Origin of the sequence: Streptomyces sp. NPDC051909 (assembly GCF_040681095.1) — a bacterium.
In the GTDB taxonomy this organism is placed as follows: Bacteria; Actinomycetota; Actinomycetes; order Streptomycetales; family Streptomycetaceae; genus Streptomyces.
The window spans coordinates 338,198-350,970 of record NZ_JBFAYA010000007.1 but is presented as its reverse complement, the minus strand read 5'-3'; the positions used below and the strand labels follow the sequence as shown (position 1 = coordinate 350,970).

The following is a 12,773-nucleotide window of genomic DNA, read 5'->3' as shown; positions in this document are numbered from 1 at the left end:
GGATAGCATGCGCGTGTACTGATGATCGACAGAGGCGAGGAGGTCCGGGCCATGGCCGGAGAGCCGCAGAGCGACTGCCTGTTCTGCAAGATCGCGGAGGGGGAGGTCCCGGCGACGATCGTGCGCGAGACGGAGACCACCCTCGCGTTCCGCGACATCAACCCGCAGGCGCCCACGCACGTCCTGATCATCCCGCGGCTGCACTACCCGGACGCCGCCTCGCTCGCCGCCGCCGCGCCGAGCGTCGCCGCCGACATACTGCGGGAGGCCGGCGAGGTCGCGGCGCAGGAGAAGGTCGTCGACAGCGGTTTCCGCATCGTCTTCAACACCGGCGCCGGTGCCGGCCAGACCGTCTTCCACGCGCACGCGCACGTGCTGGGCGGCCGCGGCCTCAACTGGCCCCCCGGATAGTCGGGACGGGGCAGATCCTGTGTCCGTACGCGAACTGGTCGTCCTCGGCACGGCCAGCCAGGTCCCGACCCGGCACCGCAACCACAACGGCTATCTGCTGCGCTGGGACGGCACCGGCATCCTCTTCGACCCCGGTGAGGGGACGCAGCGGCAGATGCTGCGAGCCGGGGTCGCGGCGCACGACCTGAACCGGATATGCGTCACGCACTTCCACGGCGACCACTCGCTCGGCCTGGCCGGGGTGATCCAGCGGATCAACCTCGACCAGGTGCCGCACCCGGTCACCGCGCACTACCCGGCGAGCGGGCAGCACTTCTTCGAGCGGCTGCGGTACGCGACGGCGTACCGCGAGACGGTGAAGCTGGCCGAGGCGCCGGTCGTCGCGGACGGGCCGCTGGCCGTCACCGACACGTACACGCTGGAGGCCCGCCGGCTCTCCCACCCCGTGGAGTCCTACGGCTACCGGCTCGTCGAGCCCGACGGGCGCCGGCTGCTCCCCGAGCGGCTCGCCGCGCACGGCATCAAGGGTCCCGACGTGGGCCGGCTCCAGCGGGAGGGCGTTCTCGACGGGGCGTTCGGCGGCGTCACGCTGGAGGACGTGAGCGAGGTGCGGCGCGGGCAGCGGTTCGCGTTCGTCATGGACACCCGCCTGTGCGACGGGGTCCACGCCCTGGCCGAGGGCGCGGACATGCTCGTCATCGAGTCGACCTTCCTCGACGAGGACGCCCGTCTCGCAGCGGACCACGGACATCTGACCGCAGGTCAGGCGGCGGCGGTCGCGCGCGACGCGGGCGTACGGCACCTGGTGCTGACGCACTTCTCGCAGCGGTACGCCGATCCGGCGGAGTTCGAGCGGCAGGCGCGGGCGGCGGGGTTCACGGGGGAGCTGAGTATTGCCCAGGACCTGATGAGGGTCCCCGTACCGAAGAGATAGAACGTTCAACCCATGCCCGTACCCAAGGCCGAACTGCACCTCCACATCGAAGGCACCCTGGAACCCGAGCTGGCGTTCGCGCTGGCCGCGCGGAACGGGGTGACGCTGCCGTACGCGGACACGGAGGCGCTGCGCGAGGCGTACCGCTTCAGCGACCTCCAGTCCTTCCTCGACCTCTACTACTCGCTGATGGCGGTGCTGCGCACCGCCGACGACTTCACCGAGCTCGCCGACGCGTATCTGGCGCGGGCGGCGGAGCAGGGTGTGCGGCACGCCGAGATCTTCTTCGACCCGCAGGCGCACGCGGCGCGCGGTGTGCCGATGGGCGTGGTCGTGGAGGGCCTCGGCGCGGCCCTGGACCGCGCGGAGGAGCGTCACGGGATCTCGACCCGGCTCATCATGTGCTTCCTGCGCGACGAGTCGGCCGAGTCGGCGATGGCCACGCTCGAGGCCGCGAAGCCGTATCTGGACCGGATCATCGGGGTCGGCCTCGACTCGGCGGAGGTCGGGCACCCGCCGGCGAAGTTCCGCGCGGTGTACGAGGAGGCCGCGCGGCTCGGTCTGCGCCGGGTCGCCCACGCGGGCGAGGAGGGCCCGGCGGCGTACGTGCGCGAGGCCCTCGACGTCCTGGGCGTGGAGCGCGTCGACCACGGCCTGCGCTGCCTGGAGGACCCGGACCTGGTGGCCCGGCTCGTCCGGGAGCGGGTGCCGCTGACGCTGTGTCCGCTGTCGAACGTGCGGCTGCGGGCGATCGACGTCCTGGAGCGGCACCCGCTGCGGGAGATGCTGACGGCGGGCCTGGTGGCGACGGTCAACTCGGACGACCCGGCGTACTTCGGCGGCTACGCCGGCGACAACTTCGACGCGGTGCGGGGTGCGTTGGGGCTGGGCGAGGAGGAGCTGCGGACGCTGGCCCGGAACTCCTTCGAGGCGTCGTTCCTGGAGGACGACGAGCCGCGGCGCGAGCGGTACCTGGCCGAGGTCGAGGCGTACGAGTTCGAGCGGGCGTAGCCCGCACAGCCCTCAGGCCCGGCCCGTCTCCGCGCCGCACCCTGGCCCCGGGCCTCCGGCCGGCAGCGCGTGTGGCGTGGGGCAGGGCCGATCCCCTACCCCCGCGTCCTTCCCGCCAGGCGGAAGGACGACTTCGACAGGCGGCGGCGGCCGGCCGGCGCCGTCGTCGGGACCGGCACAGGGGTGATCTGCTGTTCTGGGGCGCCCATCTGGGGGACCCGGGGCGTCGGGGTGGTGGTCGCCGCGAGGACGGCGGCGGGGGCGCCGCCGCGGCGGTGGACGGAGCCGGGGACCAGGGGGCGGCCGGAGGCGTGGCGGGCGACGGCGGTCATCGGGGCGGCGACCAGGAGCAGCAGGGCGCAGAGGGCCAGGCCCATGCCGGGGTAGCCGGCCGCCTCGGACAGGAGGCTGCCGGTGACGGGGCCGCAGGCCACGCCCAGGGAGGACGCCGAGCCGACGAGGACCGCCCAGCGGCCGCGCGGGTCGAGGGAGGCGGCGAGGCCGAGCAGGTAGGAGAGGACGACGGGGTAGACCGCGTTCCACGCGATCTCTCCGGTCGCGAAGGAGACGGGGCCGCGCGCCGCCGAACTGAGCAGCACACAGGCCGCGATCAGCGCCGTGCCCGCGCCGATCGGCACCGCCCGCCCGAGCCGTGAGCCAAGCGCGCCCGCGCCGATCACACCCACCAGGCCCGCGCCGAGCGCCACCGCGAAGACCAGGCCGAGCGTGACCTCCGACAGGCCCGCCTGGGTCAGGCCGATCCGGCCGCTGACGCCCCACAGCGCGTTCTGCGCCATCGACCAGAGCAGGATCGCGCCCGCCAGGACCGTGCCCGCGACGCGCTGCGGCAGCGGACCCCGCTCCGGCCGGCCGGCCGCCGTCAGACGGACCGCGCGGCCGTCCGGCAGCCACACCGTGCTCGGCGCCACGAGCAGCGCCGTCCCCGCGATCGCCGCGAACGGCAGCGCGTGGCCGCCGCCCAGGTGCGGCAGCGTCAGATACAGCGCGCCCGCCGCCGCCGACACGGACAGCAGCCCGAGGGACGACGCGCGATGCGGGTCCGGGCGGCCCGCGATGCCCGCCGCGGCGACCGCCGTCGCCGTACCGGAGCCGAAGCCGCCGACGACCGCGCCCGCCACGACCAGCGGGACGATGCCGGTCGCCGCGGCCGTGCCGTACCCGACGAACATCAGCAGCAGGCCGAGCCGCGCCGCCCGGCGCGGGCCGATCTGGTCCGCCCGCGCCGCGAGCGTGAAGCCCGCCGAGGCCGAGCCGAGCAGCAGGATCGAGCCGATCAGACCGGCTTGGGCGGGACCGATACCGAGGCCCGTGGACAGCCGGCCGACGACGGTCGGCAGCAGGTACGGGGCGAGGTATCCGGCCGTGAAGAGAGCGACGAGAGCGGTGACCGCCCCCAGGGCACGCGGACGCAGGGCACGCGGACGGCGCGACGACATGGGCGTTCCAGGAACTGAACAGGGAAATGAGATGGCGCCCGGTGAGCCACGGGGTCGCGGCACCATGTGTATCAAGCATCCGAGTGGGCGGAGAAGCCGTTATCCCCCGATTCGGTCTGTGATGTGGGTCACGATCGGTTTGGGATGTGCTTGGGCGGGTATCGCGCGCGAAACACCCTCCTCCTCGGGCACACTGGCGAGATCAGCCCTCAGTACCCACGGTGCCGATCCGCCGCACCACGACCGGGGAGCAAGCCGTGACCGAACGTGACAACAGCGTCGACCCGCTCGGGCGGCTGCGCGAGCCCACCGACCCCGAGTGCGACGTCTTCCTCACCGGCACGGTCTTCCTCGACATCATCTTCACCGGCCTCGACAGCGCGCCCGTCCGCGGCACCGAGTCCTGGGCCCGCGGCATGGGATCCAGCCCCGGCGGCGTCGCCAACATGGCCACCGCGCTCGCCCGGCTCGGCCTGCGCACCTCGCTGGCCGCCGCGTTCGGCGACGACCACTACGGCGAGTACTGCTGGGACGCCCTGGAGCAGGGCGAGGGGATCGACCTCTCGCTGTCGCGGACCGTGCCCGGCTGGCACTCGCCCGTCACCGTCTCCATGGCCTACGAGGGCGAGCGGACGATGGTCTCGCACGGCCACGCCGCCCCGCCCCTCGACGGCGGCCTGCCCGCCGGTCCGCCCGCCTACCCGCCGCACGCCCGCGCCGCCGTCGCCTCCCTCGTGCCCGGCCGCAGCGAGGAGTGGGTGGCCCGGGCCGCCGGGGCCGGCGCCAAGGTGTTCGCCGACGTCGGCTGGGACGACACCGGCCGCTGGGACCTGGCGGGCCTGACCGACCTGGAGCACTGCGAGGCCTTCCTGCCCAACGCCGCCGAGGCGATGCGCTACACCCGCACCGAATGCCCCCGGGCCGCCGCCCGGGCGCTCGCCGACAAGGTGCGCTACGCCGTCGTCACCCTCGGCTCCGAAGGCGCGTACGCCGTCGACGGGGCCACCGGCGAGACCGCCGAGGTGCCCGCGATCCAGGTCTCCGCGCTCGACCCGACCGGCGCCGGCGACGTCTTCGTGGCCGGCTTCGTCACCGGCACCCTGGCCGGCTGGCCGCTCGCCGACCGGCTCGCCTTCGCCGGACTCACCGCCGCCCTCTCCGTCCAGGAGTTCGGCGGCTCGCTCTCCGCGCCGACCTGGGGCGAGATCGCCGCCTGGTGGGCACACGTCCAGGACCACGAGTGCCAGGACCCGGCCGCCCTGCGGGCCCGCTACGCCTTCCTGGAGCGGCTCCTGCCGGCCCCGGCCCGCCCCTGGCCGCTGCGCAGGGCCGTCCCCACCATCGGCTTCCGCCCGGCGCCCGCCTCCTGAACCCCGTTTCCGGGATTCCGCCGGGGTCCGCGGGCCCCGTAAAAACCGTTCAGGGTTGTCCGAGGCGAGTCGTAGGCTTGGTACCCGAGAGGTTGTCGAGCAGCGAGAACCCTGCAACGGGAGGTATGTGCAGGCCACAGTGCCGGCCCATGACTCAGACACCCACAGCCCACACCCCCGCGCCGGGGCAGGCCCGCGCCCAGTTCAAGGTCCCCGCCAAGCACCCCATGGTGATGGTCCTGGGCTCCCGAGACGCCCTGCTGCGCGTGATCGAGGAAGCGTTCCCCGCCACCGACATCCATGTCCGGGGAAACGAGATCAGCGCGATCGGTGACGCGAAGGAAGTCGCGCTCGTTCAGCGCCTGTTCGACGAGATGATGCTGGTGCTCCGCACCGGACAGCCGATGACGGAGGACGCGGTGGAACGATCGATCGCCATGCTGCGGGAGGAGACCGACGGGGAGACCGCGGTCGAGACGCCTTCCGAGGTGCTCACCCAGAACATCCTCTCCAGCCGCGGCCGCACCATTCGCCCCAAGACGCTCAACCAGAAGCACTACGTCGACGCCATAGACAAGCACACCATCGTCTTCGGCATCGGCCCCGCCGGTACCGGAAAGACCTATCTGGCCATGGCCAAGGCGGTCCAGGCCCTGCAGTCCAAGCAGGTCACCCGGATCATCCTGACCCGGCCGGCGGTCGAGGCGGGCGAGCGGCTCGGCTTCCTGCCCGGCACGCTCTACGAGAAGATCGACCCCTATCTGCGCCCGCTCTACGACGCGCTGCACGACATGCTCGACCCCGACTCGATCCCCAAGCTGATGGCGAACGGGACGATCGAGGTCGCGCCGCTCGCGTACATGCGCGGCCGCACGCTCAACGACGCGTTCATCATCCTCGACGAGGCGCAGAACACGAACCCCGAGCAGATGAAGATGTTCCTCACCCGCCTCGGCTTCGACTCGAAGATCGTCATCACCGGTGACATCACCCAGGTCGACCTGCCGGGCGGCACGAAGAGCGGTCTGCGGCAGGTCAGGGACATCCTGGACGGCGTCGCCGACGTGCACTTCTCGATGCTCACGTCGCAGGATGTCGTACGGCACCGGCTCGTCGGCCGTATCGTCGACGCGTACGAGAAGTACGACAGCGCAAGCGAGCAGCGCCGGCAGCACGAGAAGCAGTACGAACAGCGCACCGGCCGCAACGGGAAGTAGACACAGCAGCACATGTCGATCGACGTCAACAACGAGTCCGGCACCGAGGTCGACGAGCAGTCGATCCTCGACATCGCCCGCTACGCGCTCGCACGGATGCGCATCCACCCGCTCTCCGAGCTCTCGGTGATCGTCGTGGACGCGGAGGCGATGGAGCAGCTCCACATCCAGTGGATGGACCTGCCGGGCCCCACGGACGTCATGTCCTTCCCGATGGACGAGCTGCGCCCGCCGTCGAAGGACGACGAGGAGCCCCCGCAGGGGCTCCTCGGCGACATCGTGCTCTGCCCCGAGGTCGCCACCCAGCAGGGCAAGGACGCCCCGACCCAGCACTCCATGGACGAGGAGCTCCAGCTGCTCACCGTCCACGGCGTGCTGCACCTGCTCGGCTACGACCACGAGGAGCCGGACGAGAAGGCCGAGATGTTCGGTCTCCAGGCCGCCATCGTGGACGGCTGGCGCGCGGAGAAGGGCCTGACCGGCCCGTCGCCCGCGCCCACCGTCTCCTGACCCCCGGCAGGCCCGGCAGTTCATGAGCGCACAACTGATCCTCGGGGCGGTCGCCCTCGTCATCGTCGCCTGGCTCGCCGCCTGCGCCGAGGCCGGCATCGCCCGCGTCTCCAGCTTCCGCGCCGCCGAGGCCGTACGGTCCGGGCGGCGCGGGGCCGAGAAGCTGGCCCAGGTGGCCTCCGACCCGACCCGCTATCTCAACGTGGCGCTGCTCGTCCGCGTCGCCTGCGAGATGGCGGCCGGCGTCCTCGTCACGTACGCCTGCCTGGAGGCCTTCCCGGAGACCTGGCAGGCGCTGCTCGTCGCGATCGCCGTCATGGTGCTCGTGTCGTACGTCGCCGTCGGCGTCTCACCGCGCACCATCGGCCGCCAGCACCCGCTGAACACGGCGACCGCCGCCGCGTACGTCCTGCTGCCGCTGGCCCGGATCATGGGCCCGATCCCGCAGCTGCTCATCCTCATCGGCAACGCGCTGACGCCCGGCAAGGGCTTCCGCAAGGGACCGTTCGCCTCCGAGGCGGAGCTGCGGGCGATGGTCGACCTGGCCGAGCAGGAGTCGCTGATCGAGGACGAGGAGCGCCGCATGGTGCACTCGGTCTTCGAGCTCGGCGACACCCTGGTGCGCGAGGTGATGGTGCCGCGCACCGACCTGGTGTGCATCGAGCGCTACAAGACGGTCCGTCAGGCCCTCACCCTCGCACTGCGCTCCGGCTTCTCCCGGATCCCGGTGACCGGGGAGAACGAGGACGACATCGTCGGCATCGTGTATCTGAAGGACCTGGTCCGCAAGACGCACATCAACCGGGACGCCGAGGCGGACCTCGTCTCCACGACGATGCGCCCGGCGGCCTTCGTGCCCGACACCAAGAACGCGGGCGACCTGCTGCGCGAGATGCAGCAGGAGCGCAACCACGTCGCCGTCGTCATCGACGAGTACGGCGGCACGGCCGGGATCGTCACCATCGAGGACATCCTGGAGGAGATCGTCGGCGAGATCACCGACGAGTACGACCGGGAGCTGCCGCCCGTCGAGGAGCTCGGCGACGACCGCTACCGGGTCACCGCCCGCCTCGACATCGGCGACCTCGGCGAGCTCTACGGCTTCGGGCCCGACGAGTACGACGACGAGGACGTGGAGACGGTCGGCGGACTGCTCGCCAAGGCCCTCGGCCGGGTGCCGATCGCCGGCGCCAACGCGGTGGTGGAGCTGCCCGACGGGCGGACCCTGCGGCTCACCGCCGAGTCCCCGGCCGGCCGCCGGAACAAGATCGTGACCGTGCTCGTCGAGCCGCTCGGCAAGAGCGGCGCCGGGGCCGAGGGGGAGGGCACGGAGGGATGACGCCCGAGCAGCTGCGCGCGTTCTGCCTGGAGTTCAACGACGCGACGGAGGAGTTCCCGTTCAATCCGGAGACCTCCGTCTTCAAGGTCGCCGGGAAGATGTTCGCGCTGTCGGCGCTCGACGCCGAGCCGCTCAGCGTCAACCTCAAGTGCGATCCGGACGACGCCGTACGGCTGCGCGAGGAGCATCCGGCGATCCTCCCCGGCTGGCACATGAACAAGCGGCACTGGAACACCGTGCGCGTGGGAGAGCTCCCGGACCGGATGGTCCGGGAGCTCGTCGAGGACTCGTACGACCTGGTGGTCGCCGGTCTTCCCCGGGCGGTACGGCTCCGCCTCGACCGGCCCTGACCCTCAGGCGCGTCTCCTCAGGCGCGTCTCCTCAGGCACGCTTCCGCAGGCCGAGGGCGACGAGCAGCGCCGCGCCGAGCACGATCGCCGCGTCCAGGGCGATCACCGTACGGACCCCGGAGAACAGGTCGGCGCCGGTGGTGGCGAGCACGCCCAGCATCGGGATGCCGACCGTGAGCCCGACCTGCTGGGTGGTGGTGACCAGGCCGGTCGCAAGGCCCTGCTCCTCGTCGCGGACGCCGGAGGTGACGGTCACGCCGTACGAGATGATCGCGCCCAGGTGCAGCATCGAGGCCGCCGAGACGGCGACGGTCGCCAGGACGGCGCCCGACTCCCGGCCCACGAGCAGCAGCGCGGCCGTGAGCAGGCCCTGGCCGGCGAGCGAGACGGCCAGGGTGCGGCGGGCGCCGAGCCGGCCGATCACCCGCGGCGTGACCATCCCGGCGAGGACCGAGAAGGCGCCCTGGACGCCGAAGACGATGCCGGAGGCGAAGGCCGACAGGCCCAGCGTCTCCTGGAGGTACAGGGTCAGCACGAAGACGATCGTCGACATCATCGAGAAGGTGACCAGACCGCCCAGGTTGCCGAAGGCGACCGTGCGGCGGCGCAGCACCGGCAGCGAGACCAGCGGGGCCGGGTGCCGCCGGTGACGGTCACCGCGCCCGCGCCGGCACCTGTACGTGCTGGCCGCGCTGAACCCGCCGGCGCCCGAACTCGCCCCGGAGGACCGGGACATGTGCCAGGGGCTGCGGCGGCTGATCGACGCGTGGATGCCGTTCCCGGCGCACATCATGGACCAGTACTGGAACACCGTGATGTGGAACGACGCGGCGGCGGTCGTGCTCGGCATGCGGCCGGAGATCGTGCAGAACTGCCTGATCGCCTTCTTCACCGACCCGCTCTACCGCGAGCGGTCGACGAGCTGGGAGGAACTGGCCCCGAAGGTCGTCGCCCAGTTCCGCGCGGCCTGCTCGGAGTGCCCGGACGACGACGGCTTCCGCCAGGTCGTGGCGGAGGCCAAGGAGGCGAGCGCGGAGTTCGCGGAGCTGTGGGAGCGGCGGGACATCCTGCCCGGCGGCCAGAACCGCAAGGAGATGGACCATCCGCTGGTCGGCCCCCTGATCGTCGAGGCCACCCAGCTCCGCGTCCCGGCCCGCCCGGACCTCGTCATCGTGCTTCACACCCCGCTCCAGGAGGCGGACACGGCGGCGAAGCTGGAGTGGCTGGTGTCGCCGGAGGGGCGGCGCGGGGCGATGTATCCGGTGGCGGGCTGAGGGCGCCCGGCGGCTGGTACGGCGGCCGATGGAGCGGCTGACGGAGCGGCTGACGGAGCGGTCGATTTATATGACACGCACGTGTCAGCGGCCGCGTATATGCTTCCGCCGTCCGGTCGCCTTGTCGATCTTTCCGCCTCTGGTGGTGATCGTCACGACCGGCGAAGTCCGCTCGGTCCCCCTAGCTTCAAGAGGCACTTCACCATGCGCACTCCCATCAGACGCGGCCTGGCCGCCACCCTCGCCGTCTCCGCGCTCACGCTGACCGCCGCCTGCGGTGGCGGGGAGAAGGACGGCGCTGCCAAGGACGGCGCCGACAAGCCGGCCGCCGGGGCGACGACCGCCGCTCCCACGTCCGAGGCGCCGGCCGCCGCCAAGCCGCTGACGGACGCCCAGATGAAGGCCGCCCTCCTGGAGCTGAAGGACCTGCCGTCCGGCTGGAAGACCACGAAGCACGCGGACAGCAAGACGGCCTACAAGACCAGCAAGACCGAGTGCCAGTTCTTCGCCGACATGATGAGCAGCGACGGCATCACCGGCGCCACGACGGGCCCGAGCGCCGACTTCGCCCGCGGCAACAACGACGCGGAGATCAACGAGCAGGTCCTGAACTTCACCGGTACCGGTGCGGCCGACCACCTCAAGCAGCTCGACACGGCGATCGACACGTGCGCCGAGATCCCGGTCGAGGCCGACGGCCAGAAGATGAAGATCACGGTCAAGAAGCGCCCCGCGCCGCAGGGCGCCGAGGAGGCGCTCGCCTTCAGCCTCGGCGTCGAGGTCGCCCCCGGCATCACGATCGCGCCGAACTTCGCGTACGCGCGCCAGGGCAACGGCGTGGTCCGCCTGATGGTGCTCGCGGCCCCCGCCGCGAGCAAGGACTTCGACGAGATCGCGAAGACGGCCACCGACAAGTTCGTCAAGGCCGCCCAGGGCTGAGCCCACGGCCCGCACCGCGGGCCCCCGGCCTATCCTCGGATCATGACACTCAACCGCGAGCACGACGACCTCGGCGCCGAGGACCTGAAGATCATCACGTTGGCGCGCAGCGCCCGCGCCCGCAACGGGGTCGCGGAGGGCGCGGCGGTACGGGATGAGACCGGGCGGACGTATGTGGCCGGGACCGTCGCCCTGGAGTCGCTGAAGCTGAGCGCGCTGCAGACCGCGGTCGCGATGGCCGTGGCCAGCGGTGCCGAGTCGCTGGAGGCGGCGGCGGTCGTCTCCGCCGCGGAGGCCCCCTCGGACGCGGACCGCGCGGCGGTACGGGACCTGGGCGGGCCGGAGACGCCGGTGCTGCTCGCGGGGCCCGACGGGCGGCTGCGGGTGGCGGTCACGGCGGGTTGAGGCAGGCCGTGAGGGGCCCGGTGCTCGAAGAGCGCCGGGCCCTTCGCCGTACCCGGTACCTGGGAAACGCACCGTACGCCCTGATCTTGACATCATCTGATGGGTCATCAGTCGGTGCATTTCGATTTCATTGACTTCTCTCGGCCCGCAGCCGTCAATGGCGCCCTCTCATCCCTCAGGAGGGGCCCACATGGCACTCGGAACAAGCCGCACGGCTGCTCGAAGACGGCGCCGCTGGACCGCCGCCCTCGGCGCCACCGCGCTCGCGCTCACCGCGGGCGGGGCGCTCGCCGCCCCCGCAGGGGCGGCCACGACCGCCTCCGTGGCGGTCGACTTCGCGACCCACTGCGTACCGCCGCCGATCGCCGGCATCCCGCCCATCGACGGCACCACCACCGCGCAGATCACCGTCGACAACGCGGCGCCCAAGGTCGGCGACACGGTCACCGTCACCTACACGGTCACCAAGCCCGCCGCGTCCAACCCGGTCGACCTCGCGCTCCCGGAGAACATCATGACTCCGAGCGGCAAGGTCGCCCTGGGCGGCGCCCAGACCGGCTCGGTCACCGTCACCGGCGAGAAGAAGAACCCGCCCGTCCCCGGCAAGGGCGCCTTCCCGCCCTTCTCGATGACCGGCACCTTCACGGTCACCGCGCCCGGCGCGATCCAGCTCTCGCCCGGCGACTACAACATCCACACCTCCTACATCATGGAGCTGGACACGTCCTGCACCGTGTCCAACCCGCCCGCCCCGGTCTCCGAGACCGTCACGGCCACCGCCCAGCCGGGGGCCAACGAGCGGGCCCTCCAGCTCGACAACGCCTCCGGTGCCCCCGGCGTCCGGGTCACCGTCACCGGCAGCAAGTTCACCCCGCTCACCGAGGTCACCGTCGTCGGCCGGGCGGGCGCCGCCGAGACCGCCGACAAGATGACCGTCACCACGGACAGCGAGGGCGGCTTCGTCGCCCGCCTGGCGGTCGCCGACCTGGCCACCACCGGGATCGTGGCGTACGAGGGCGCCGCCTGGGACGCCGACAAGGGCGCGGGCCCCGTCGCGTACCAGGTCATCGACGACACCCCGGCCCCGCCGGGCAGCCAGAAGATCAGCACCACGGTCAAGGCGGGCACCCTGTCGATGACCCAGGCCGGCGACGCCGTCGCGCTCTCGGCCGTCGACTTCGGCACGGGCGGCGCGGCCACCGGCGCCCTGCGGACGGTGACCGTCAAGGACTTCCGCGGCGGCCCCGCCGGCTGGTCCCTGACCGGCAAGGTCACCGACTTCACCGGCCCCGGCGGCGCCATCGGCGCCGGGAAGCTCAGCTGGACCCCGGCCTGCGCCACCAAGGCCGGCAGCCCCAGCACCTGCGCCGCCGGCACCGCGGGACCCGTCGGCAGCGCGGGCGCGACCCTCGCGTCCACGCCCAACGGCACCGTCACCGGCGGTGAGTTCACCGTCGACGCCGGGCTCTCCCTCGACGTCCCCGCGTTCACCGCGCCGGGCTCGTACGCGGGCGTGCTCACGCTGACGCTGTCCTGACCGTACGAAGAACCGAGCC

General features: G+C 72.4%; 12 protein-coding genes and 2 pseudogenes. 12 read left to right on the top strand and 2 right to left on the bottom strand.

Going from position 1 to position 12,773, the window contains the following annotated elements; genetic code table 11:
* Positions 1-51 precede the first annotated feature (51 nt).
* Genes AB0M18_RS14495 through AB0M18_RS14485 form a run of 3 tightly spaced genes read left to right on the top strand, consistent with a single transcriptional unit; the run spans position 52 to position 2,356 of the window.
* Positions 52-411 carry a histidine triad nucleotide-binding protein gene (locus tag AB0M18_RS14495; RefSeq protein WP_365757573.1) on the top strand — a complete coding sequence of 120 codons (360 nt, stop codon included), beginning with the start codon at positions 52-54 and terminating at the stop codon, positions 409-411.
* Between the two features lie 19 nt (positions 412-430).
* A complete protein-coding gene (locus AB0M18_RS14490) occupies positions 431-1,345 on the top strand; it encodes a ribonuclease Z (RefSeq protein WP_365757571.1) in 915 nt (304 codons plus the stop codon).
* 12 nt (positions 1,346-1,357) lie between these two features.
* Positions 1,358-2,356, top strand: coding sequence for an adenosine deaminase (locus AB0M18_RS14485; RefSeq protein WP_365757569.1), 999 nt, complete (start codon positions 1,358-1,360; stop codon positions 2,354-2,356).
* 95 nt (positions 2,357-2,451) lie between these two features.
* Here AB0M18_RS14485 and AB0M18_RS14480 read toward each other — a convergent pair whose 3' ends face one another.
* Positions 2,452-3,813 (bottom strand): MFS transporter, encoded by a 1,362-nt coding sequence (locus AB0M18_RS14480; protein ID WP_365757567.1) that lies wholly within the window; start codon positions 3,811-3,813, stop codon positions 2,452-2,454.
* Between the two features lie 257 nt (positions 3,814-4,070).
* Here AB0M18_RS14480 and AB0M18_RS14475 point away from each other — a divergent pair, with 257 nt between their 5' ends.
* The 5 genes from AB0M18_RS14475 to AB0M18_RS14455 all read left to right on the top strand — a co-directional run bounded on the left by AB0M18_RS14475 (position 4,071) and on the right by AB0M18_RS14455 (position 8,599).
* Positions 4,071-5,183: a PfkB family carbohydrate kinase gene (locus AB0M18_RS14475; RefSeq protein ID WP_365757565.1), complete on the top strand. Its 1,113-nt coding sequence runs from the start codon at positions 4,071-4,073 to the stop codon at positions 5,181-5,183.
* A 149-nt stretch (positions 5,184-5,332) separates the two neighbouring features.
* The gene (locus tag AB0M18_RS14470) at positions 5,333-6,400 is read left to right on the top strand and encodes a PhoH family protein (RefSeq protein WP_365757563.1); all 1,068 of its coding nucleotides are present in this window, start codon (positions 5,333-5,335) and stop codon (positions 6,398-6,400) included.
* A 12-nt stretch (positions 6,401-6,412) separates the two neighbouring features.
* Positions 6,413-6,910, top strand: coding sequence for an rRNA maturation RNase YbeY (ybeY, locus tag AB0M18_RS14465; protein ID WP_116161066.1), 498 nt, complete (start codon positions 6,413-6,415; stop codon positions 6,908-6,910).
* 22 nt (positions 6,911-6,932) lie between these two features.
* Positions 6,933-8,249, top strand: a complete 1,317-nt coding sequence (locus AB0M18_RS14460; protein WP_365757561.1) for a hemolysin family protein — start codon at positions 6,933-6,935, stop codon at positions 8,247-8,249.
* The gene (locus AB0M18_RS14455) at positions 8,246-8,599 is read left to right on the top strand and encodes an MmcQ/YjbR family DNA-binding protein (RefSeq protein WP_365757559.1); all 354 of its coding nucleotides are present in this window, start codon (positions 8,246-8,248) and stop codon (positions 8,597-8,599) included. Before AB0M18_RS14460 ends, AB0M18_RS14455 begins: the two co-directional genes overlap by 4 nt.
* 31 nt (positions 8,600-8,630) lie before the next feature.
* On the opposite strand, the pseudogene AB0M18_RS14450 reads toward AB0M18_RS14455, so the two are convergent.
* Positions 8,631-9,233: pseudogene (locus tag AB0M18_RS14450) on the bottom strand (MFS transporter); the annotation flags it as partial.
* Between the two features lie 31 nt (positions 9,234-9,264).
* Here AB0M18_RS14450 and AB0M18_RS14445 point away from each other — a divergent pair.
* The 4 genes and pseudogenes from AB0M18_RS14445 to AB0M18_RS14430 all read left to right on the top strand — a co-directional run.
* A pseudogene (locus AB0M18_RS14445) lies at positions 9,265-9,873 on the top strand (XRE family transcriptional regulator); the annotation flags it as partial.
* Between the two features lie 204 nt (positions 9,874-10,077).
* A complete protein-coding gene (locus AB0M18_RS14440; RefSeq protein ID WP_365757557.1) occupies positions 10,078-10,812 on the top strand; it encodes a hypothetical protein in 735 nt (244 codons plus the stop codon).
* 42 nt (positions 10,813-10,854) lie between these two features.
* Positions 10,855-11,217 carry a cytidine deaminase gene (locus AB0M18_RS14435; RefSeq protein ID WP_365757555.1) on the top strand — a complete coding sequence of 121 codons (363 nt, stop codon included), beginning with the start codon at positions 10,855-10,857 and terminating at the stop codon, positions 11,215-11,217.
* Between the two features lie 190 nt (positions 11,218-11,407).
* Positions 11,408-12,754 carry a beta-xylosidase gene (locus AB0M18_RS14430; RefSeq protein ID WP_365757553.1) on the top strand — a complete coding sequence of 449 codons (1,347 nt, stop codon included), beginning with the start codon at positions 11,408-11,410 and terminating at the stop codon, positions 12,752-12,754.
* The last annotated feature ends 19 nt before the right edge of the window (positions 12,755-12,773 follow it).